Raw genomic sequence first — 21,106 nt, forward strand, 5'->3', positions numbered from 1 at the left:
CCGCGCATGAACCATCCGGGATCGGCCGAAACGGGGGACCCCGGCGAGGGGACGGCGGGCGGGGGCGACCTCGCGGTCTACCTCGACGGGATCACGAAACGCTTCCCGGGCGTCGTGGCGAACGACGAGGTCGACCTCCGCGTCGAGCGGGGGACCGTCCACGCCCTGCTCGGCGAGAACGGCGCGGGAAAGACGACGCTGATGAACGTCCTCTACGGGCTGTACGAGCCCAACGAGGGGCGGGTCGTCGTCGACGGCGTCGAGCGCGAGTTCGAGACGCCGCGGGACGCCATCGACGCCGGCGTCGGCATGATCCACCAGCACTTCATGCTGGTCGACACGATGACCGTCGCCGAGAACATCGCGCTCGGCAACGAGCCGCGCAAGTGGTTCGGGCTGGCGGTCGACCGCGAGCGCATCGATCGCGAGATCCGCGAACTCTGTGACCGGTACGGCTTCTCGGTCGACCCCGACGCGACGGTCGAGGAGTTGAGCGTCGGCGTCCAGCAGCGCGTCGAGATCCTCAAGGCGCTGTACCGCGGCGCGGACGTCCTCATCCTCGACGAGCCGACGGCCGTGCTCACGCCCCAGGAGGTCGAGGGGCTGTACGCCGTCCTCGAGGAACTCACCGATCAGGGGAAGACGGTCATCTTCATCACGCACAAACTCGGCGAGGCGACTCACGCGGCCGACGAGATCACCGTCCTGCGCGACGGCCGGTCGGTCGGCACGGTCGACCCCGCGGGGACGACCCACGAGGAACTGGCCGAACTCATGGTCGGCCGGGAGATCATCCTCGAAGTCGAGGCCGACCCGGTCGACGCCGGCCGGCCGGTCCTCGAAGCGAGCGCGCTGTCGGTCGAGGACGACCGCGGCGTCGAGGCCGTCTCCGGGATCGACCTCGAGGTCCGCGCCGGCGAGATATTCGGCATCGCGGGCGTCGACGGCAACGGACAGGCCGAGTTGATCGAGGCGATCACGGGGCTGTGTACCCCCGACGGGGGGACGGTCCGCTTCCTCGGCGAGGACGTCACCGACTGGCCGCGCCGCCGGCGCATCGACGCCGGCATGGCCTACATTCCGGAGGACCGCCACGAGCGCGGGCTCGTCATGTCCTTCGACCTCGTCGAGAACGGCATCCTCGGCAGCCAGCGCTCGCCGCCGTTCGCCGACGGCGGCCGGATCGACTGGGACGGCGCGCGGACCCACGCCGAGGAGATCATCGAGACCTACGACGTCCGTCCGCCGAACGCCGACGGCGACGCCCAGTCGTTCTCCGGGGGCAACCAGCAGAAGTTCATCGTCGGCCGCGAGTTCGAACGCGACCCCGAACTCGTCGTCGCGACCCACCCGACCCGCGGGGTCGACGTCGGGTCGACGGAGTTCATCCACGACCGCCTGCTCGACCTCCGGCGCGAGGGGACGGCGATCCTGCTCGTCTCCTCGAAACTCGACGAGGTGCGAGGGCTCTCGGACCGCCTCGCGGTCATCCACGAGGGCGAGTTCGTCGACGTGGCCGACCCCGACGCCGTCACCGAGGAGGACCTCGGACTCCTGATGGCCGGGGAGCGTCCCGAGAGGCGGGAACGCGAGGTGTCGCCCGCAGACGCCACGTTCCGGGGTGAGGACCGATGAGGGACGACCTCGAGGTGCTGCTCGAACGCCTCGTCCACGCGTCGGTGTTCGAACGCATCGTCATCAGCGTCGCGGCGCTGTTCGCCGCGATCGTCGTCGGGGGCGTCCTCGTGTTCGTCTCCGGCGGCTTCGCCTCCTGTCGGACAGGGCTCGACCTCGCCGGCTGGACGTTCTGTTACAACCCGATGCAGGTCTACTACGAACTGTTCCTCGGCGCGCTCGGCCACCCGCTGGAGGGGGGCTGGCACCCGCTGAACTACGACATGGCGACGACGCTGCGGGAGACGACGCTGCTGATCTTCGCGGGGCTGTCGGTCGCCGTCGCGTTCCGCGCGGGCCTTTTCAACATCGGGACCCAGGGACAACTCGTCGTCGGCGGCCTCGCGACGGCGGTGACGGTGCTCTACGCCGCGGCGATCGTTCCCGCGGGCTTCGTCGGGACGCTCGTCCTCGTCCCGATCGGGGTCGCCGCCGGCGCGCTCTTCGGCGGGCTCTTCGGGGCGATCCCCGGCGTGTTGAAGGCCTACGCCGACGCCAACGAGGTCATCACGACGATCATGCTCAACTTCGTCGCGGCCGGCATCACGTCGACGCTGCTCTCCTGGCGGTTCCAGGACCCCGACAGCGCGAACCCACAGACCGCGCGCGTCCCGGAGTACGCCGAGATTCCGACCATCCCGTACGTCGGCTTCGACGTCCGGATGGACTTCTCGCTGCTCGCGCTCGGGTTCGCCGTCGTGCTCATGGTCGCCGTCGCGTGGATGCTCGCGCGTACCTCGTTCGGCTACGAGCTACGCACCAGCGGCATCCAGCCGGAGGCGGCCGCCTACGGCGGCGTCGCCGAGAAGCGCATGATCGTTTCGAGCATGACCCTCTCGGGCGCGCTCGGCGGGGTCGCCGGCGCGTTCTGGGTGCTGATGCAACACGGCCGCTGGCTCGAGAACGTCCCGCCGATCGGGTTCGACGGCATCGCCGTCTCGATCCTCGCGGGCAACAACCCGCTCGGGGTCGGCGCCGCCGCGTTCCTCTTCGGCGTCCTCTCCAGCGGGTCGCGCTCGATCGGCACCGCGACGAACGTCCCGCCGGAACTGGTCGGCGTCCTCTCCGGGCTCCTCATCCTGTTCGTCGCGATGCCCGAGTTCTTCCGGATGATCGGGGGTCGCTACCTCGACCTCGGGGCCGAGCGTCCGGCCCGGGCCGACGGCGCCGGAGGTGCTGACGATGATTGACGGCCTCTCGCGCCGGCGCGTCGGCGGGGGCCTCGCCGTCGTCGTCGCGCTCTGGCTCGTCGCCGCCGTCGCGTTCCCCGACTCGTGGGCACGCGCGCTGCTCGGCGTCGTCGCCAGCCCGAGTACGCACACGGCGACGCTGCGTCTCGCCGTGCCCATCGCGCTGGCGGCCATCGGCGGCATCTTCGCCGAGAAGAGCGGCGTCATCAACATCGGCATCGAGGGGCTGTTGATCGTCTCGGCGTTCTCGGCGATCCTCGTCACCTACTGGCTGGGCGCCGGCGAGTCGACGCTGCTCGTCTCTCACCACTGGTGGGGCTTTGCCGCCGGCGTGCTCGCGAGCACGCTGTTCGCGCTGGTGTTCGCGGTCGTCTGCATCGAGTTCAAGGCCGACCAGATCATCGCCGGCCTCGCGGTGTGGCTGATCGCGCTGGGGCTCGCGCCGTTTGCCTCGCGGATCGTCTTCAACAGCCCGAACACCGCGGGCGTCGGGCGGTTCCAGAACGTCACGGTGCCGGTGCTCTCGGAGGTTCCGGTCGTGGGCTACCTGCTGTTCGACACCGAGCCGCAGGTGTACGTCATGCTCGGCTCGGCCGCCGCCGGCTGGTACCTGCTCTCGCGGACCGCGTTCGGCCGCTGGGTCGTCGCCAGCGGCGAGAACCCGAAGGCACTGGACACCGCGGGCGTCGACGTCCGGAAGGTCCGCTACGCGGCGGTGCTCCTCTCGGGCTTCTTCGCCGGCCTCGGCGGCGCCGGCTTCGCCCTCGGCCAACTCGGCACCTTCGCCGGCGGCGGCGACACCGCCATCGGCGGCCGCGGGTTCATCGCCATCGCGACCTACCTGTTCGCGAACTACCACCCGATCGGCGCGCTCGCCGGCTCGTTCCTCTTTGCCGGCCTCGACGCGATCCAGCTTCGCCTGCAGAACCTCGGCTACGCCGTCCCGACGGAACTCATCCGCACCATCCCGTACGTGACGGTCGTCGTCGTGCTCGTCTTCGTCGGCAAGACGCGCCTCCCCGAGGCCGCCGGCGAGCACTACGACCCCGGCGAGGACTGATCGGCGTCGACGCTCACTCGACGTCGAGGGTCCCGCCGCAGTCGGGACAGACGAAGTCCGCGTCCCCCCGCGAGAGCCGCATGGCCTCCCGGCCGCAGTCGGGACACGAGACGTCCCGGCCGTCCAGCGCCGGAATCCGGGCGATGCGCACGTCCTCGCTGTCCCGCGGCGCGCCCAGCGCGAGCGCGACGACGCGCCCGTCGCCGTCGTTCCGGCCGGTCTGGAACTCGCCGGGGGCAAAGCGGATCGCCTCGTTCTCGCCGACGACGACCTCGCGGGTCTCGTCCTCGTCGCTCGCGCGCGTCTCGAACGTCGCCTCGCCTTCGAGGACGACGAACACCTCCTCCTGGTCGGCGTGGGCGTGCAGCGACCCGCTGAACCGCTCGCCGGGATCGAGGGCGTAGCGAACGATCGCGAGGTCGGCGGCGTTGAGCGGCCCGGTCAACGCCCGGCGGTCGGCGTGGAGGTCGTCGTCGTACGGGTCCGGGTCCACGTCGCTGATCGAAACCTTCCGCATGGGCGCGCGTTCGGGACCCGGGATCAAAGCGCTACTCCCGTCCGCTCCCCCGGCGGGCGACCCGGCGCGTGAGCGGCCGGCGTCCTCGGACGCGGCGGTCCGTCGGTGCCTTCTTGAGTGCCGTCGGACTACCGGGGGGCATGGACGACCTGATCGAGGCCGCCCGCGACGTCCAGGACCGCGCCCACGTCCCCTACTCCGGCTACCGCGTCGGCGCCGCCCTCGAAACGGCCGACGGCGAGGTCTACGTCGGCTGCAACCTCGAGAACGCGAACTACAGCAACAGCCTCCACGCCGAGGAGGTGGCGGTCGCCGAGGCGGTCAAGAACGGCCACCGCGACTTCTCCCGGCTCGCCGTCAGTTCCGACCGCCGGGACGGCGTCACCCCCTGCGGGATGTGTCGCCAGACCCTCGCCGAGTTCTGCGACGCGGACCTCCTCGTGCTCTGTGACGAGGGCGAGGCGGTAAGCGAGTACACCCTCGGCGAACTGCTCCCGAACGCGATCACCGAGGAGATGCTGGATTGACTCACCGAACGCTGCTCTGCCCAGAATTCGTTGATCTGTCCGGAAAATCCGCCGACGTCCGTCGGAATCGAACGAGGGTCGTTAATCGCCGGAACCAGCGTCAGCTAACGATCCATAAACGAGGCCGAGAGTGACGACGACGAATCCAAGTATCAAGCCGAGTGCGGCGAAGGTAGTCCACGTACGGCCATAATTGCCGTAGAGGAGGAGGTCGTGAAAGAGTTTGAAGCCAGAACCCAGCATCAGGGCGATACCGAACAGCATCGGTCTCACTCCGTGCATGGTTAGTGATCTATTTGTTGTGTTCTTAGGAATGGCGATCGTACAATAACTCTGTCCGGAGTAGATGCGCCCGAGATACAGTGAAAAAACATCTAAAGAGCCGAAAGAACGAAAACTTCCGATGTACGAGTGCTTCGTTTCATTCCACGGATTCCACCAATCTGGCCGGACGAACGATAGCCGGGTGTCGCCGCCGGAGCTAATTCTGTGTCTCGTCTGCGGGAGGTCAGAGGTCCGCCGCCAGAAATTTCTCGCGGTCACTCGCCCTCCAGTACGTCTCGCAGAATCGTCCGGTGACACCGCTTCTTCTCGGTGTTCTCGTAGCAGACGAGCACCAGCGACTCCCCGGATTCGAGGCGCTCGTCGAGCGCCGCGAGCGCCGCGGTCGCCGCCGGGTCCTCGGCGAGGTGCTCGCGGTAGGCGCGCTCGAACCCGACCCGGTCCCACGCGGCGTTGTGCGCCTCCTCCTCGCAGAACCCCCGCATCTTGAGGTCCGTCTCGGCCCGCTCGACCGCCGCGAGGAGGTCCTCGGGGGGACCGAGTTCGGGGACGTTCTCGTCGACGGCGGCGTGAAACCACGAGGTGGGTTTGCGGACGACGCCCACGAGCGTCGCCTCCGGGTCGACCGCCGCGAGGTCGTGGCGGAGCGCGGCGACGTAGGTGTCCGCGAGCGTTCCCCGTGTCATACCGGGGTTACGCCCGCCCTGCATTTATATACGGGGGCGGCACCAACGTCCGACTCTCAGATGACCGGGGACAGCGAAGACCCGAACGCCGACGTACAGTACCACCTCGAAGTCGCGCCCGACGACGTCGCCGACACCGTGCTCCTGCCGGGCAACCCCGAGCGGATCGAGAAGATCGTCTCCGTCTGGGACGACCACGAGGAGCGGGCCCACCACCGGGAGTACCGGACGGCGACGGGCACCTACGAGGGGACGCCGATCAGCGTGACGTCGACGGGCATCGGCAGCCCCTCGGCGGCCATCGCCGTCGAGGAACTCGCACGGGTCGGCGTCGACACCTTCGTCCGGGTCGGCTCCTGCGGGGCGATCCAGCCCGAGATGGACGTCGGCGACCTCGTGATCACGACCGGCGCGGTCCGACAGGAGGGCACCAGCGACGAGTACGTCCGCGAGGACTACCCCGCGGCCGCCGACTACGAGGTCGTCACGGCGCTGGTCGCCGCCGCCGAGCGCCTCGGCTACGACTACCACACCGGCGTGACGATGAGCGCAGACTCCTTCTACGCCGGCCAGGGCCGCCCCGGATTCGACGGCTTCGAGGCCGCCGGCGCGGCGGCCCTGCTCGACGAACTCCGCGAGGCGAACGTCGCGAACATCGAGATGGAGGCCAGCGCCATCCTCACGATCGCGAACGTCTACGGCCTCCGTGCGGGCGCGGTTTGTACGGTGTACGCCAACCGCGAGACCGGCGAGTTCCGCACCGAGGGCGAGTCGCGGGCCGCCGAGACCGCCTCGCTTGCGACCCACCTGCTCGCGCGGATGGACGCGGTGAAACGCGAGGCGGGCGTCGACCGGTGGCACGCGGGCCTCTCGGTCGAGTGACCCCGAGGACGCCCTCGCCCGTTCCTATCCGGTGGGAATCATAGGCCGACACTTGCCCTCGACGGCCCGATTCTCGACCATGTCTAGCCAGGGGGGAACCGAAATAGCTCCAGCGAACCGCGACGACCGTCGGGACCTCCGGGCCGAGATCCGATTCGACGTCAACCGGTCCGACTGTCCGCTCGCGGCGACCGGCGACGAGGACGTCCTCACACACCAGATCATCGAGGACGTCTGTTACGTCGTCTCCGACGCGGCTGACGACGATCCGTCGGTGCGACAGACGGGAACGGTGATGGACGGCTGCTGTCCCTGTTCGATCTTCCGTCACCACGGCTGTGTCCCGGTTCTCACCTCGGTCGACGGCGACACCGTGGTCGTGACGACGTACCTCTCCGATCGGGCGTCGCTGCGGTCGCTGGTCGACGAGTTGCGGACGGTGGTCGACGGCGTCTCCCTGCGACGGCTCACCGGGCCGACCGGGGGCGAGTTCTCGGACGTACGCTCGGCGAACCTCTCGCTGTTGAGCGAGATCGAACGGGAGACGCTGACGCGGGCGATCGAGGCGGGGTACTACGACGACCCCCGCCGGATCGAGTTCGGCACCCTCGCGCAGCGTCTCGACGTGTCGAAGCCGACGCTCTCCCAGCGGCTCCGCTCGGCGGAGTCGAAACTGCTGCTCGACCTTCTCGGGGAGTGACGCCCCGCAGTCGCGCTCGGCCGGTCAGGGGACCGTTATAAAGAGGGCAACTGTTCGCACTCGCTGGTTCGGCCGACGGGTACCTACCGTACTGTAGAGGTGTCACGATGGACGACGTAGACGATCGGATGACGGACGAGGAAGCGGTCGGGGTCGACGCCGACACGTGGGAGGACGCGGCCGACGAGATTCTCGCGGACGGCCCGTACGATTCCGAACTCGGCAAGCGAATGAGTCGGGACGCCGTCCGGGTCAGCATCGGACGGATGTCCGAGACGGAGTTCCACGAGAAGTACCACGAGGACGTCCTCGCGGAGTTCGGCGTCGACGAGCGCCCGACCGGGCCGGGGGGCGCCGATGAGTGACCGCGACACCGGCGTGAGCAGGCGGTCCGTGTTGCTCTCGGCGGGTGCCGCCGCGGGCGTGCTGGGCGTCGGCGGCAGCGGCCTCCAGTCGCTCGGCGAGCGCGGCGGAACCGTCCACGACGTCGAGCGGTTCCTCGACCGGAACGGCGTCTTCCACGGATACTGTTCGCCGAACTGTCGCGGCAAGTGCCAGATGGACGTCCACGTCCGCGACGGGCAGATCAAGAAGGTCGAACCGAAGGTCCCCGACAACGAGGACTACCAGCGTTCGTGTACGCTCGGGCTCAGCCACGCCCAGCGGACCTACAACCCGACGCGGCTGAAGTACCCGATGAAACGGGCCGACTGGTCGCCCGGTGACCCGAATCCGTCGGGGCGTGGCCCGGACGCCGAGTTCGAGCGCATCGAGTGGGGCGAGGCCCTCGACTACGTCGCCGACGAGATGCTTCGCGTACGCGAGGAGTACTCGCCCGAGAGCGTCTACTTCGAACTCGGCTCCGGGACCGACGGGATCGGTGGGACGGTCTACAACCGCCTCGCCGGCGCGTTCGGCGGGACGATGAAGGCGTGGTCGATCGACATCAACGTCGGCCTCGGCTTCCGCCGCGTCACTGGCGCCGGGTACTTCAACACCCCGACCAACCAGGCGACGGACATCGAGAACGCCAACACCATCGTCATCTGGGGCGGCAACGTCTTCGAGAGCCGGTTCCAGATGGACGCGTCGAAGGTCCTCGACGCGAAACAAAACGGCGCGAAGATCGTCGTCGTCGATCCCGTCTACAACACGACGACCACGAAGGCCGACCTGTGGCTGCCGGTCGAACCCGGCAAGGACGGCCACCTCGCGATGGCGATGATCCACACGACCTTCGAGGAGGACTACCTCGACGAACAGTTCCTCCGGGAGCGCACGCTCGGGCCGGCCCTGGTTCGGGAAGACGGCTCCCTGCTGAAAACCGCCGACGTCTTCGCGGACGGCGACGAGGAGACGCCGGTCGCGCTCGATGCGGAATCGGGCGACCCGGTCGCCCTCGAACCCGAAACGTACGGCGAGTACGCCCTCTTCGGCGAGTACGAGGTCGACGGCGAGACGGTGACGACCGGCCTGACGGAGATTCGGGAGGCTGCCGCCGAGTACGCCCCCGAGGACATCGCGGAGTACGTCGGCGTCGACGCCGAGAACATCCGGCAGACCGTTCGCTGGCTCGGCACGCGCGGCCCGGGCGGCATCCTGACCGGACTGGGCGTCGACCGGTACGTCTACGGCCACGTCTTCGGTCAGGCGTACGCCATCTTGCTCGCCCTGCTCGGACAGTACGGGATGAGCGGGTGCGTGACCGGCGGGATCACCCAGGGCGGCGGATTCGCGAGCGATTACGGCGGCGTCGAAGGCGCGCCCGGCCCGCGGTCGCTCCAGCAGAAGGGCATCCTCTCGGCGATGGCGGGTGAGGACGACCACCCGATCAAGGCCATGTACGCCATGGCCTCGAACTTCACCGCCAACCAGATGCCCAACCGCCAGGAGTGGCTGGACGCTCTCGAGAACGTCGACATGGTCGCCGTGGCGGACATGCAACACACGCCGACTGTCCAGCACGCGGACATCATCCTGCCGGCCTCCCACTGGTTCGAGCGCGAGGACGTCACCGGATCGTGGACCCAGCCACACGTTCGCTACCGCGAACCGGTCCACGAACCGCTGTGGGAATCGAAGAGCGACCACTGGATGCTCGTCAGGCTGGCCGAGCGGTTGGGTTACGGCGAGCACTTCGACCGCGACCGCGAGACGACGCTGCGGAAGGTCCTCGACGCCGAGGAGCGTTTCTCCCTCGAGGACCTCCGCGAGAAGGGGACCTTCTTCGACGACAGCGCCCCCGAGATCATCTGGCAGGGCGAGTTCAACACCCCCAGCGGGCGCCTCGAGATCTACGACGAGGACGCCCCCTCCGAGGACGGGACGTCCCTCGAAGTCCCGGTCCCGATGGAGAGTCGGACGAGTCCCGACCACGAACTCGCCGGCGAGTATCCCCTCACCTTCCTCCAGAAACACAGTCGCTGGCGGATCCACTCGCAGTTCGGGCGGATGCCGTACCTGCGACAGATCGAGTCCGAACCGGTCGTCGACATCAACCCGAGCGACGCCGAGGAACGGGGCATCGAGGACGGCGACTACGTCCGCATCTTCAACGACCGCGGCGAAGTCGTCGTCAAGGCCCGACACAACGAGGGCTACCGGCCCGGGATGGTCAACGTCAACCAGGGCTGGTGGGGAGACGACTACGTCCGGGGCCACCACAACGACCTCACGCACACCGACGTCAGCGACGCGATCGAGAACTTCGCGTTCTACGACACCCGCGTCGAGGTCGAGCCGGCCCCCGACGACGTCGACACGAGCCAGTACACGGACCCCGAGCGAGCCCCGTGGCTCACCGACTCGGGAAACGGAGGTGATACCTGATGACGAACTACGGCATGGTAATCGACCAGGAACGGTGCATCGGCTGTCAGGCGTGTTCGACGGCCTGCACCGAGGAGAACAACGTCGGTCTCGGTCAGGTCTGGAACCGCGTGCTGACGAAAGGTGGTGACAGTATCGAGACGCCGTCGGGGAGCTACCCCGTCGACGGCAGCGACGGCACCGGGAGCCTCTCGATGGACTTCCAGCCGACGGCCTGCCAGCACTGTGACAACGCCCCGTGCGTGAAGGTGTGTCCGGTCAACGCGACCTACAAGCGCGAGGACGGCATCGTCACCATCGACTACGAGAAGTGTATGGGCTGTCGGTACTGCATGAGCGCCTGCCCGTACAACGCCCGGGTGTTCAACTACGACGAACCCGAGCACGTCCCCGCGGAGGGGACCGGCAACGTCCCGGAACGGCCACAGGGCGTCGTCGAGAAGTGTACCTTCTGCAGCCACCGGGTCGAGGAGGACCTCGATCCGGCCTGCGTCGTCGCCTGTCCCGCCGACGCGCGGATCTTCGGCGACCTCGACGACCCCGACAGCACCGTCTCGCGGTACGTCGACAAGTACGAGACCCACCGGCTGCTCGAGGACCTCGAAACGTCGCCGAGCACCTACTACGTGCGCGGCGAGATGACCCCCGGCCGGCAGCGGGTGGGCAAGGAACTGGAGGGAACGGAGCGCAAAGACGTCTCCCTCCCGGACGGAGGTGAGAGCCAATGAGCACCGACGCGAGAGCGGAGGCCGGCGTCCTCGTCCCGCGGTTCGGCAGCCGCGGGAAAGCGTGGGTCGGCCTGCTGGCCGTTCTGGTGCTCGTCGGGCTGGGGGCGTGGATCTACCAGCTCCAGCAGGGGCTGGCGGTCACGGGCATGGACAACGTCTTCTCGTGGGGGCTGTACATCATGCTGTTCGTCTTCTTCATCGGCCTCTCGGCCGGCGGACTGATCATCTCGAGCGCGCCGAAGTTCTTCCACTCGAAACGCTACGACAGTCTCGCCGCGCTCGGCGTCCTGCTCAGCCTGGGCTGTATCGTCGTCGCCGGGCTGTTGATTCTGCCCGACCTGGGGCGGCCGAGCCGGATCACCGGCTTCCTGACGTCGCCGGACTTCCGCTCGCCGATGGTCTGGGACTTCGCGATCGTCGTCCTCTACGGGCTCTTTAGCGCCGGCTACCTCTGGTTGCTGACCCGGCGCGATCTGGCGAAGATGGGCTCGCGACTCGCCTTCGGCGTCGAGGACACGCCCGAGGGTCGTGAACGCGACCGCAAGCGGGCGTTCTGGGCGGCGGCGGTCGCGATCCCGCTGGCGATCGCGCTGCACTCCGTTACTGGCTGGATCTTCGCGACGCAGATCGGGCGTGGTGACTGGTTCAACCCGCTGGTGGCGCCGATGTTCATCATGAAGGCGCTGGTCTCCGGGCTGGCGCTGCTGCTGGTGACCGCCATCCTCGCGGATCGGCTCACCCGCTTCCGCCTGCCCGAGGCGCTCGTCCCCGAGTTGGGCAAGGTGCTGGGCGTGTTCGTGGCAGTGCACGTCGTCTATCTGGTGGCGGCCGAGCGGTTGCCCCACGCGTGGGCGGCGCACTTCGACTTCTGGTCGATCACGAGCGCGTTCCTCGTCGGGGACACGGTCCACTTCTGGCTGTGGACGGTCGTCGGCGGCGCCATCCCGATCGCACTGCTCGCCGTTCCCTCCTTGCGGCGCAACGTTGGAGCGGTGTTCGCCGCGAGCGTGGCGGCGATCGTAGGCATCCTCTTCGAGGGCGTCTACCTCGTCTTCACCGGCTACACCGACCTGAACATCGACGCCGCCCCCGGCGTGACCACCGGCACCGACTACACGGGGTTCGGCGCCGACATCTGGGCGACCGCCGGCAGCTACACGCCGACGGTCGTCGAACTCGCCGTCACCGTCGGCATCGTCGCTCTCGGCGCGTTGCTGGTCACCCTCGGCCTGCGCTTCCTGCCGCTGCAACCCGGCGGCGGCGCGCCCGTCGGTGCGGGCGGCGACCGGACCGCGCCCGACGCGGACCCGGCGGTCGCCGACGGCGGCCGCGAGACCGACGCCGACGCGGGGGCCGATCGTCGTGAGTGAGACGCCGTCCGGACTCGACGACGGGCGTCAGCTAGCCGAGGGCTACGCCGTGCTGGCCCGCTGCTGGCGGCGGCCGACCGCCGACCTGCTTGACGCGGCGGCGGACGCGCTCGGCCGGATCGACCCGGCGGTCCGTGACGCCGCGGTCAGCCCGCTCCGGGCCGAGCACGCGCGACTGTTCGTCGGCCCCGGCGAGCCGACCTGCCCGCCGTACGAGAGCGTCTACCGCGACGAGAACGGGGCAGTGCTCGGGCCGTCGACGCGCGACGTCGTCGAGTGGTACCGGGCGTACGACCTCGGGCTCGACCCCGACTGGCCGGACCTGCCGGACCACGTCGCGACCGAACTCGAGTTCGCCGCCTACCTCCTCGACCGCGGCGAGCCGGAAGCCTGCGAGCGCTTCCTCGACGAACACCCCCGCCAGTGGCTCGGGGAGTTCCTCGCCGACGTCGAGCGCGAGACCAGCGAGCCCTACTACGCGGCGCTCGCCCGGGCGACCGCCACCGCGGTCGACCTCTAGGCGGCCCCTTTCTCCGGCGGTCGTGAATCGCCGTCGTCCGTCACGTACCGCTTCGCGACGCCGTGGCGGAGAGCCGACGGGTTCGCGGACGCGTTATAAATGGCTGAATTATTCGACACTGAGCGCTCGGCGGCGCGGCCCGTAGTAGCGGCCGGAGGAATTACGATGGGTAATACAGACGACGATTTAGCGATCGAAGGCGACGGAACCGGCCTCGGCGCCGGCCGGAGCGTGTCGGTCGTCGGGGGGACCGCATGAGCGGCCGGGACCGCACCGAGGTCAGCAGACGGTCGGTGTTGCTCTCCGCGGGCGCCGCCGCCGGCGTACTGGGACTCGGCGGGGCGTCCTCGCTTCGGTCGCTCGACGGGGTAGACCGGGCCGGGACGGTTACCGATCTCTTCGACGAGACGCAGGTGCTCAACACGGCGTGTGCCCCGAACTGCCGGGGGAAGTGTCCGCTCAACGTCCACGTCAGGGACGGCCAGATCAAGTTCGTCGAACCGCAGATGACCGACGACGAGCGGTACCGTCGGGGCTGCCTGCTGGGCCAATCGCACGTCCAGCGCGTCTACAGCCCGAAGCGGCTGAAGTACCCGATGGTACGGAGCGACTGGTCTCCGGGCGAGCCCAACCCGGAGGGGCGCGGCTCCGACGCCGAGTTCGAGCAGGTCTCGTGGGACGAGGCGATCGGGTACGTCGCGGACGGGATGGAACGGGCCCGGGAGGAGTACGGTCCGGAGAGCGTCTTCTTCCACACCGGCTCCGGCGACAACGGGAGGGGGACGACGCTGTTCGGACGGCTCGCGGCGATGTTCGGCGGCACCCAGCAGGCCTGGTCGATCGACTCGAACGTCGGCGTCGGGTTCAACCGCATCACCGGCCACGGCTTCTTCCTCCCGCCGACAAACGAGTCCGAGGACTGGGTCAACGCGAACACGATCATCGTCTGGGGCTCGGACCTGTTCGCGAGCCAGTTCCAGAGCGACGCGTCGAAGGTCCTCGACGCGATAGAGCGCGGCGCCAAACTGGTCGTCGTCGACCCCGTCTACACGACGACGGCGGCGAAGGCCGACCTCTGGCTGCCGATCAAGCCGGGGAAGGACACGCACCTCGCGCTCGCGATGATCCACGAGGTGCTCGCCGCGGAGACCTACGACGCGGAGTTCCTCCGCGAGCGGACGACCGCCGGCGCGCTCGTCCGGGACGACACCGGCGAGATGCTCCGGATGCGCGACGTGGGCGGCGGCGCCGACGACGACCGCGTCGTCGGAATCCACGCCGAGACCGGCGACCCGGTCCCGCTGGAACCCGACACGTACGCGAACGTCGAACTCCTCGGCGAGTACGAGGTCGACGGCGTCGCCGCGACGACGTCGCTGTCGCTCCTCGAGGACCACGTCGAGGAGTACTCGCCGGAGGCGGTCGCGGAGGTCGCCGACCTCCACCCGGAAGACATCCGGACGGCGATTCGCTGGCTGGCGACGCGCGGTCCCGGCGGTATCGCCCCGAGTTACGCGATCGGACGCTACAAGTACGGTCACGTGTTCGGACAGACCTACGCCATCCTGCTCGCGCTGACGGGCGACTACGGCAAGTCGGGGACGATCCAGTCTCACCACCCATCCGGGACGTCGCTCCACAGCGGCGACTACGGCAGTCCGGAGGGTGCAGCGGGGACCCAGACGCTGTTCATGCACGAGGTGCCCGACGCGCTAGAGCACGGCGACCCCTTCCCGATCAAAGCGATCTACGGGATGGAGTCGAACATGCTCGTCAACCAGTTCCCGGACCGCAAGCGCTGGATCGAACTCCTCGAGAACGTCGACACGTTCGTAATGGCGGACTTCCACCGCACGCCGACGGTCCAGCACGCCGACATCATCCTGCCTGCGGCCCACTGGTTCGAGCGCGAGGACATCACCGACGCGTGGGGCTCGCACCCGCACATCTCCTACCGGACGAAGGCCCACGAACCGCTCTGGGAGGCGCGGGACGACTACTACATCATCGCCGACCTCGCCGAGGCGCTCGGCTACGATGACCTGTTCCTCGGCGACAAGCACGCCGAACTGGAGAAAATCGCCGCGAATGACGACCGGTTCGACTTCGACGAACTGCGCGAGAAGGGGAACATCCGCGTCAGCGACAACGTGATCAAGTACACCGAGCCGTTCCCGACCGACACCGGCCGGATCGAGATCTACGACGAGGACCAGCCCGTCGAGGAGGACGGGACGGTCCTCGACCTCCCGCGGCCGATCGAGGACCGGACGGCCGACGACCACGAACTCGCCGACGAGTACCCCCTGCTGTTCATGCAGAAGCACTCGAAGTGGCGCATCCACTCGCAGTGGGCGGACAGCGCCATGACCCGGAAGTTCAGTCCGGAGCCGACGCTCGACGTCCACCCGTCGGACGCGGCCGAGCGGGGCATCGAGGACGGCGACTACGTCCGCGTCTACAACGACCGCGGCGAGGTGGTCGTGAAGGCGACGTACAACGAGGGAATGCGCCCCGGGCTGATCAACGTCGATCAGGGGTGGTGGACGGAAGACTACGTCCACGGGAACCTGCAGGACCTCACCCACATGGAGGTCAACGACCTCGCGCCGACGTTCGCTTTCTACGACGTCCGGGCGGAGGTCGAACCCGCGCCCGACGTGGACGCGAGCCAGTACGAAGACCCCGAGCCGGCCGACTGGGTCGACGGGGTCCCCACCGGAGGTGACGACTGATGACGAACTACGGCATGGTGATCGACCTGGAGCGGTGTATCGGCTGTCACGCCTGCGCGGTGAGTTGCAGCCACGAGAACAACGTCTCCCTCGACAAACAGTGGAACCGGATCCTCACGGAGGGCGGCGAGAACGTCGACACGCCCGACGGCGAGTACCCCGAGGGGGGACGCGACGGCACGCTGTCGATGAATCACCTGCCACTCGCCTGCCAGCACTGTGACAACGCCCCGTGCGTGAAGGTGTGTCCGGTCAACGCGACCTACAAGCGCGAGGACGGCATCGTCACCATCGACTACGAGAAGTGTATGGGCTGTCGGTACTGCATGAGCGCCTGCCCGTACAACGCCCGGGTGTTCAACTACGACGATCCGATCACGGTCCCGTCCGAGGGAACCGGCAACGTCGAGGCACGCGGGAAGGGCGTCGTCGAGAAGTGTACCTTCTGCAGCCACCGGGTCGAGGAGGACCTCGATCCGGCCTGCGTCGTCGCCTGCCCCGCCGACGCGCGGATCTTCGGCGACCTCGACGACCCCGACAGCACCGTCTCGCGGTACGTCAAGAAGTACGAGACGGACCAGCTACTCGACGACCTCGAGACCGACCCGAACACCTACTACGTCCGCGGGGAGATGACCCCCGGCCGGACGCGGAGCGGGAACGAACTCGAAGGGACCGAGAAGAAAGTCACCGGCAACCCGAACGGCGTCGCGACCGACGGAGGTGAGAGCCAATGAGCACCGACGCGAGAGCGGAGGCCGGCGTCCTCGTCCCGCGGTTCGGCAGCCGCGGGAAAGCGTGGGTCGGCCTGCTGGCCGTTCTGGTGCTCGTCGGGCTGGGGGCGTGGATCTACCAGCTCCAGCAGGGGCTGGCGGTCACGGGCATGGACAACGTCTTCTCGTGGGGGCTGTACATCATGCTGTTCGTCTTCTTCATCGGCCTCTCGGCCGGCGGACTGATCATCTCGAGCGCGCCGAAGTTCTTCCACTCGAAACGCTACGACAGTCTCGCCGCGCTCGGGGTTCTCCTGAGTCTGGGCTGTATCGTCGTTGCCGGCTTGTTGATTCTGCCCGACCTGGGGCGGCCGAGCCGGATCACCGGCTTCCTGACGTCGCCGGATTTCCGCTCGCCGATGGTCTGGGACTTCGCGATCGTCGTCCTCTACGGGCTCTTTAGCGCCGGCTACCTCTGGTTGCTGACCCGGCGCGATCTGGCGAAGATGGGCTCGCGGCTCGCCTTCGGCGTCGAGGACACGCCCGAGGGTCGTGAACGCGACCGCAAGCGGGCGTTCTGGGCGGCGGCGGTCGCGATCCCGCTGGCGATCGCGCTGCACTCGGTGACGGGGTGGATCTTCGCGACGCAGATCGGGCGTGGCGACTGGTTCAACCCGCTGGTGGCGCCGATGTTCATCATGAAGGCGCTGGTCTCCGGGCTGGCGCTGCTGCTGGTGACCGCCATCCTCGCGGATCGGCTCACCCGCTTCCGCCTGCCCGAGGCGCTCGTCCCCGAGTTGGGCAAGGTGCTGGGCGTGTTCGTGGCAGTGCACGTCGTCTATCTGGTGGCGGCCGAGCGGTTGCCCCACGCGTGGGCGGCGCACTTCGACTTCTGGTCGATCACGAGCGCGTTCCTCGTCGGGGACACGGTCCACTTCTGGCTGTGGACGGTCGTCGGCGGCGCCATCCCGATCGCACTGCTCGCCGTTCCCTCCTTGCGGCGCAACGTCGGGGCGGTGTTCGCCGCGAGCGTGGCGGCGATCGTAGGCATCCTCTTCGAGGGCGTCTACCTCGTCTTCACCGGCTACACCGACCTGAACATCGACGCCGCCCCCGGCGTGACCACCGGCACCGACTACACGGGGTTCGGCGCCGACATCTGGGCGACCGCCGGCAGCTACACGCCGACGGTCGTCGAACTCGCCGTCACCGTCGGCATCGTCGCTCTCGGCGCGTTGCTGGTCACCCTCGGCCTGCGCTTCCTGCCGCTGCAACCCGGCGGCGGCACCCCGCTCGGCGTCGGCAGTGAGGAGCGTCCCGGGGCCGACGCGGACCCGGCGGTCGCCGACGGCGGCCGGGGCGTCGAATCGGGCGAGGGGGACCCCTCGTCGTGAGCGACGGGCGTCGATAGCGCGCCGGCGCGGGCCGGCGGCGGTCGACGCTTCTCTCGTCTCTCGTCTCTCCGACCGCGCGGGGTGGCTCACTCCCGAATCCGGACGACCCCCTCCTCGAACACCTGCCGGTTCGGGACGATGAACTCCTCGGAGTCGGACTCGATTTTCGTCACGAAGAGGTCGACCTCCTGGACGATCCCGGTTCGCTCGCCGATTCGAACCCGGTCGCCGATGCCGTAGGGCTGGTCGAGCAACAGGTAGATGCCGACGGCACTGGAGACGAGGAAGTCCTTGAACGCGAACGCGCCGACGACGACGACGCCGATGGCGTAGACCGCGAGCAGGATCTGCAGCGCCAGCACCTGAACGTTGATCTGATCGAGGGCGACGAGGAAGGCGACGTACAGGACGGAGTACTTGACGACCTTCGGGATGATCGAGACCTCGGGGAGTTTCACCCCACGGAGGTACTCGCTGACGACGAGTTCGGACTTGTCGGCGACGATGAAGCCGACGATGACGACCAGAACGGCGATGAACACCTGCGGGATGAAGCCGACGACGGTCTGCCAGAACGCGTTCGTGTTGAGCAGTTGCGCGATGTGGATCGCCGTCAGGACGGCGATGCCGTAGATGAACCACGAACTCAGGCGGGCGATGATCTCGACGGTCGAGGTTCCGATCGACTGGGCCGTCCGCTCGAACGGCGTCCCCTCGACGGCGTCGGGCACGCCGGCCGCGCTCAGCAGTTCCTTGTTGAGGCGGCCGACGAGGTAGCCGACGACGATCCCGAGCGCCAGCACCGCCGCGGCTACGACGGCCGGTTCGTCGATGAGGGACTGCCACGCCACCATGTCAGTAGTCCTCCGGATCTGCCTCCATGATGAGTTCACCGCCTTTGAACGCCCGTACCATCCCGTCGCTCTCGGAGAGGGCGATCGCGATCGCGTTGGTGTCGCGGGTGATCGCGCCCGCGGCCATGTGCCGGGCGCCAAGCCCCTTCGGGATGTCGACGCCCTCGGCGGAGGGTTCGAGGTAGCGGTACGCCGAGACGATCTTGCCCGAGTCGGAGATGACGAAGGCGCCGTCGAGCCGCGAGAACTCCTTGAGCATCACGTTCACGATCGGATCGCCGACGTGGACGTGGGACTTCTCGAACGGGTTGTACGACAGCGGGCGGGACTTGTTCATGACCTTCCCCGCGTCGCCGACGACGAACAGCGCGCCCACGGGCTTGCCCTTCTGGCCTTTCTTCCCGAGTTCGATCGCGAGTTCGAGCACCGACTTGATCACCTCCGGGTCGGCGCGGGACTTCACGAACAGGTCGTAGATGCCCGTGTGGGTGTCGCCGTCGGCGCGCACCCGCGAGACGGTGTCGATGCCGTCGCTGAAGACGCTCGTCGCGCAGACCAACTCGTCGCCGTCGTCGATCACGCCGTCGTCGAGTCCCCCCTCGATGCCGAACTTGATCCGTTCCGAGACGTTCTCGAACGCGAGGGGTAACTCGACGAACACGTCCGCGCCGACGGCGTTCTCCGTGCCGACGACGACGACGTCCGGCCCCCCCTCGTCGTCGTCCCCGATGGACGTGACCCGCTCGTAGTACGAGCCACTCGGGGAGAAGAGCATGACGGCGTCGGCACCCGAAAAGAGATCCGCGAACACGTCGTCTAATCCGGCCATTGATACATACAAGCCGTTCGCGCGCGAATAAGCGTTTTGGACCGTCTGACGCGTGACTGTCAATTATCTCCGGCCGGTGTCAGATGTAAGTAGCTCGTGGCGGGTCGTCGGCGAGCGAACGGGACCGTCTGCAGGCGTCTTTGAGCGTTTGCCGAGGGGTGGCGAAGCCGGCCCGCACACGATGGATGCGCGGGACAGGATTCGAACCTGCGGACCCCTACGGGACAGCGTCCTAAGCGCTGCGCCGTTGACCACTTGGCTACCCGCGCTCACCGCCGAGTTCCCGCGAGTCGAGTAAGAAGTTGTCGGTCCGCGCTACTCGTGGGTCACCGGCTGTTCGGGCGACCAGTCCGGGGGGACGATGAACGTGACGTGTTCGGAGTCGCGCAACTGGTGGAGTTCCGCGGCTTGCTCCGCGAGGGCGCGATCACGGTACGGCATCTCGAGGCCGCAACCGGTACAGACGAGTTTACACGTTGGTTCGTTCATGAGAGCACGCGCGGACCGTGCCGCGAGCGACCGGCGTCGCCCGACCTTCGGAGGCGTATTGCTTTAGTAACAGTGACCTAGTGAAATCGCGTGCGAACGGCCGGTTTCACTAGTCGTTCGTATCTGAACGTTGGGAACTGCCGGGCGAACGTTGCACGAGACAGGCCGTCGTTGGGCGACGGCCGCCCGTGGGGCGATCCGTACGTTTATTTCAGTTGCCGCGCTAGCGTGGGCCATGTACAGCGCGAGGGAGCGCGTCGAACACGCCGACTGGCTCGAGGAACTCGACCAGATCGCCGACCGTCTGGACCTCTCCTCGGAGGCGCGCTCGTGTGCGACGGACCTCTTTCTGGCCGACGTGCCGGAGGCCGACCGATCGAAGCGGGCCGTGCTGGCGGCCAGCGTCTACGCCGGGTCGCTCGTGGCCGGCGACGGCCGCACCCAGGGAGCGGTCGCCGACGCGGCCGACGTCTCGCGGCTGTCGATCCAGCAGCGGTGGAAGGAACTGCTGGCGAACGCGGGACTCGAACCGCCGCGGTGGTAAGGGAGACGGCCCGCGGCCTCAGTCGCGATCGGACGTGGAGTCGGAGGCGGAGTCGGGGTAACGGGCCTCGCGCCCCTCGCGGTCGGGGGTCACGCGCCCGTGCTCGTCGATCTCGCCCTGAACGATGCGGGTGCTCGAGATGATCTCGCCGTCCTCGGCGAGGACGTGCGGGACGACGACGACCTCGAGGGGGTCGTGGCCGCGCTCGCGGCGGATCTCGTTGATACGCTCGCCGCCGTCGACGGTCTCCGGTGAGACGATCAGGTAGTCGAACTGCGGTTCGGTCGCGATCCCCGTCGGCTCCTCGAGCGTTCGAACCTCGAACTCGCGGTCGTACTCGTCGGTGTAGCCCGCGAGTTCCGCTTCGAGGTCGCGCTTTCGGTCCTCGTAGGGTCTCACGTATCGGTCGACGTGGCGTGTCTCCGGGGCGAGTTCGTCGCTCGTCAGCCCGACGGTCACGTCCCCGAGTTCGAACGCCCGTTCGAACAGCCGTCGGTGGCCGTCGTGAACGGGGTCGAACGTCCCACCAAGCGCGACGTCCATACCCCAACCACTGCCGCGGCCCGTATAAAAGGGTCGAATC

22 protein-coding genes and 1 tRNA gene are annotated in these 21,106 nt (G+C 68.2%); 15 read left to right on the top strand and 8 right to left on the bottom strand.

Annotation, left to right across the window (positions count from 1 at the left end):
* Positions 1 to 6: 6 nt before the first annotated feature.
* The 3 genes from NKG98_RS09175 to NKG98_RS09185 are packed head-to-tail and all read left to right on the top strand — an operon-like array spanning position 7 to position 3,924.
* On the top strand, positions 7 to 1,635 hold the full coding sequence (locus NKG98_RS09175) for an ABC transporter ATP-binding protein (protein ID WP_254769355.1): 1,629 nt from the start codon (positions 7 to 9) through the stop codon (positions 1,633 to 1,635).
* A complete protein-coding gene (locus NKG98_RS09180) occupies positions 1,632 to 2,864 on the top strand; it encodes an ABC transporter permease (RefSeq protein WP_254769356.1) in 1,233 nt (410 codons plus the stop codon). The genes NKG98_RS09175 and NKG98_RS09180 overlap by 4 nt, the downstream gene beginning before the upstream one ends.
* Complete coding sequence (locus NKG98_RS09185) at positions 2,857 to 3,924, top strand: ABC transporter permease (RefSeq protein WP_254769357.1); 1,068 nt, start codon at positions 2,857 to 2,859, stop codon at positions 3,922 to 3,924. The genes NKG98_RS09180 and NKG98_RS09185 overlap by 8 nt, the downstream gene beginning before the upstream one ends.
* Before the next feature lie 13 nt (positions 3,925 to 3,937).
* Here NKG98_RS09185 and NKG98_RS09190 read toward each other — a convergent pair whose 3' ends face one another.
* Complete coding sequence (locus NKG98_RS09190) at positions 3,938 to 4,441, bottom strand: cupin domain-containing protein (protein ID WP_254769358.1); 504 nt, start codon at positions 4,439 to 4,441, stop codon at positions 3,938 to 3,940.
* 140 nt (positions 4,442 to 4,581) lie between these two features.
* On the opposite strand from NKG98_RS09190, the gene cdd reads away from it, so the two are divergent.
* Entirely contained in the window at positions 4,582 to 4,968 is a 387-nt protein-coding gene (gene cdd / locus NKG98_RS09195) for a cytidine deaminase (protein ID WP_254769359.1), read from the top strand.
* Between the two features lie 81 nt (positions 4,969 to 5,049).
* On the opposite strand, the gene NKG98_RS09200 is transcribed toward cdd, so the two are convergent.
* Both NKG98_RS09200 and NKG98_RS09205 read right to left on the bottom strand, forming a co-directional pair.
* Complete coding sequence (locus NKG98_RS09200) at positions 5,050 to 5,232, bottom strand: hypothetical protein (protein ID WP_254769360.1); 183 nt, start codon at positions 5,230 to 5,232, stop codon at positions 5,050 to 5,052.
* A 275-nt stretch (positions 5,233 to 5,507) separates the two neighbouring features.
* Positions 5,508 to 5,936, bottom strand: coding sequence for a DUF488 family protein, N3 subclade (locus NKG98_RS09205; RefSeq protein WP_254769361.1), 429 nt, complete (start codon positions 5,934 to 5,936; stop codon positions 5,508 to 5,510).
* Positions 5,937 to 5,996: 60 nt separating this feature from the next.
* On the opposite strand from NKG98_RS09205, the gene NKG98_RS09210 reads away from it, so the two are divergent.
* The 10 genes from NKG98_RS09210 (at position 5,997) to nrfD (NKG98_RS09255) (ending at position 17,807) form a co-directional block, all read left to right on the top strand.
* Positions 5,997 to 6,818: a nucleoside phosphorylase gene (locus NKG98_RS09210; protein WP_254769362.1), complete on the top strand. Its 822-nt coding sequence runs from the start codon at positions 5,997 to 5,999 to the stop codon at positions 6,816 to 6,818.
* A gap of 79 nt (positions 6,819 to 6,897) precedes the next feature.
* Positions 6,898 to 7,518, top strand: coding sequence for a helix-turn-helix domain-containing protein (locus tag NKG98_RS09215; RefSeq protein ID WP_254769363.1), 621 nt, complete (start codon positions 6,898 to 6,900; stop codon positions 7,516 to 7,518).
* Between the two features lie 107 nt (positions 7,519 to 7,625).
* On the top strand, positions 7,626 to 7,883 hold the full coding sequence (locus tag NKG98_RS09220) for a 4Fe-4S ferredoxin N-terminal domain-containing protein (protein WP_254769364.1): 258 nt from the start codon (positions 7,626 to 7,628) through the stop codon (positions 7,881 to 7,883).
* Positions 7,876 to 10,347, top strand: coding sequence for a molybdopterin-containing oxidoreductase family protein (locus NKG98_RS09225; protein WP_254769365.1), 2,472 nt, complete (start codon positions 7,876 to 7,878; stop codon positions 10,345 to 10,347). Before NKG98_RS09220 ends, NKG98_RS09225 begins: the two co-directional genes overlap by 8 nt.
* Positions 10,347 to 11,075, top strand: a complete 729-nt coding sequence (locus tag NKG98_RS09230) for a 4Fe-4S dicluster domain-containing protein (RefSeq protein ID WP_254769366.1) — start codon at positions 10,347 to 10,349, stop codon at positions 11,073 to 11,075. Before NKG98_RS09225 ends, NKG98_RS09230 begins: the two co-directional genes overlap by 1 nt.
* A complete protein-coding gene (gene nrfD / locus NKG98_RS09235) occupies positions 11,072 to 12,445 on the top strand; it encodes an NrfD/PsrC family molybdoenzyme membrane anchor subunit (RefSeq protein WP_254769367.1) in 1,374 nt (457 codons plus the stop codon). Before NKG98_RS09230 ends, nrfD (NKG98_RS09235) begins: the two co-directional genes overlap by 4 nt.
* Positions 12,438 to 12,965 carry a TorD/DmsD family molecular chaperone gene (locus NKG98_RS09240; RefSeq protein ID WP_254769368.1) on the top strand — a complete coding sequence of 176 codons (528 nt, stop codon included), beginning with the start codon at positions 12,438 to 12,440 and terminating at the stop codon, positions 12,963 to 12,965. Before nrfD (NKG98_RS09235) ends, NKG98_RS09240 begins: the two co-directional genes overlap by 8 nt.
* Before the next feature lie 254 nt (positions 12,966 to 13,219).
* Positions 13,220 to 15,700, top strand: a complete 2,481-nt coding sequence (locus NKG98_RS09245) for a molybdopterin-dependent oxidoreductase (protein WP_254769369.1) — start codon at positions 13,220 to 13,222, stop codon at positions 15,698 to 15,700.
* Positions 15,700 to 16,437: a sulfate reduction electron transfer complex DsrMKJOP subunit DsrO gene (gene dsrO, locus NKG98_RS09250; protein WP_254769370.1), complete on the top strand. Its 738-nt coding sequence runs from the start codon at positions 15,700 to 15,702 to the stop codon at positions 16,435 to 16,437. The genes NKG98_RS09245 and dsrO overlap by 1 nt, the downstream gene beginning before the upstream one ends.
* Positions 16,434 to 17,807, top strand: a complete 1,374-nt coding sequence (nrfD, locus tag NKG98_RS09255; RefSeq protein ID WP_254769371.1) for an NrfD/PsrC family molybdoenzyme membrane anchor subunit — start codon at positions 16,434 to 16,436, stop codon at positions 17,805 to 17,807. Before dsrO ends, nrfD (NKG98_RS09255) begins: the two co-directional genes overlap by 4 nt.
* An 86-nt stretch (positions 17,808 to 17,893) precedes the next feature.
* On the opposite strand, the gene NKG98_RS09260 is transcribed toward nrfD (NKG98_RS09255), so the two are convergent.
* From NKG98_RS09260 to NKG98_RS09275, 4 genes are all read right to left on the bottom strand, one after another.
* The gene (locus NKG98_RS09260) at positions 17,894 to 18,661 is read right to left on the bottom strand and encodes a mechanosensitive ion channel domain-containing protein (RefSeq protein ID WP_254769372.1); all 768 of its coding nucleotides are present in this window, start codon (positions 18,659 to 18,661) and stop codon (positions 17,894 to 17,896) included.
* A gap of 1 nt (position 18,662) precedes the next feature.
* Positions 18,663 to 19,490 carry a diadenylate cyclase DacZ gene (dacZ, locus tag NKG98_RS09265; RefSeq protein WP_254769373.1) on the bottom strand — a complete coding sequence of 276 codons (828 nt, stop codon included), beginning with the start codon at positions 19,488 to 19,490 and terminating at the stop codon, positions 18,663 to 18,665.
* Positions 19,491 to 19,676: 186 nt separating this feature from the next.
* Positions 19,677 to 19,759 (bottom strand) — tRNA-Leu (locus tag NKG98_RS09270).
* A gap of 46 nt (positions 19,760 to 19,805) precedes the next feature.
* Positions 19,806 to 19,979 (bottom strand): hypothetical protein, encoded by a 174-nt coding sequence (locus NKG98_RS09275; RefSeq protein WP_254769374.1) that lies wholly within the window; start codon positions 19,977 to 19,979, stop codon positions 19,806 to 19,808.
* Positions 19,980 to 20,214: 235 nt separating this feature from the next.
* Here NKG98_RS09275 and NKG98_RS09280 point away from each other — a divergent pair, with 235 nt between their 5' ends.
* Positions 20,215 to 20,523: a transcription initiation factor IIB family protein gene (locus tag NKG98_RS09280; RefSeq protein ID WP_254769375.1), complete on the top strand. Its 309-nt coding sequence runs from the start codon at positions 20,215 to 20,217 to the stop codon at positions 20,521 to 20,523.
* 18 nt (positions 20,524 to 20,541) lie between these two features.
* On the opposite strand, the gene NKG98_RS09285 is transcribed toward NKG98_RS09280, so the two are convergent.
* The gene (locus tag NKG98_RS09285) at positions 20,542 to 21,066 is read right to left on the bottom strand and encodes a phosphopantetheine adenylyltransferase (protein ID WP_254769376.1); all 525 of its coding nucleotides are present in this window, start codon (positions 21,064 to 21,066) and stop codon (positions 20,542 to 20,544) included.
* Positions 21,067 to 21,106: the final 40 nt, after the last annotated feature.

The organism is Salinilacihabitans rarus (assembly GCF_024296665.1).
GTDB classification, from domain to species: Archaea; Halobacteriota; Halobacteria; order Halobacteriales; family Natrialbaceae; genus Salinilacihabitans; species Salinilacihabitans rarus.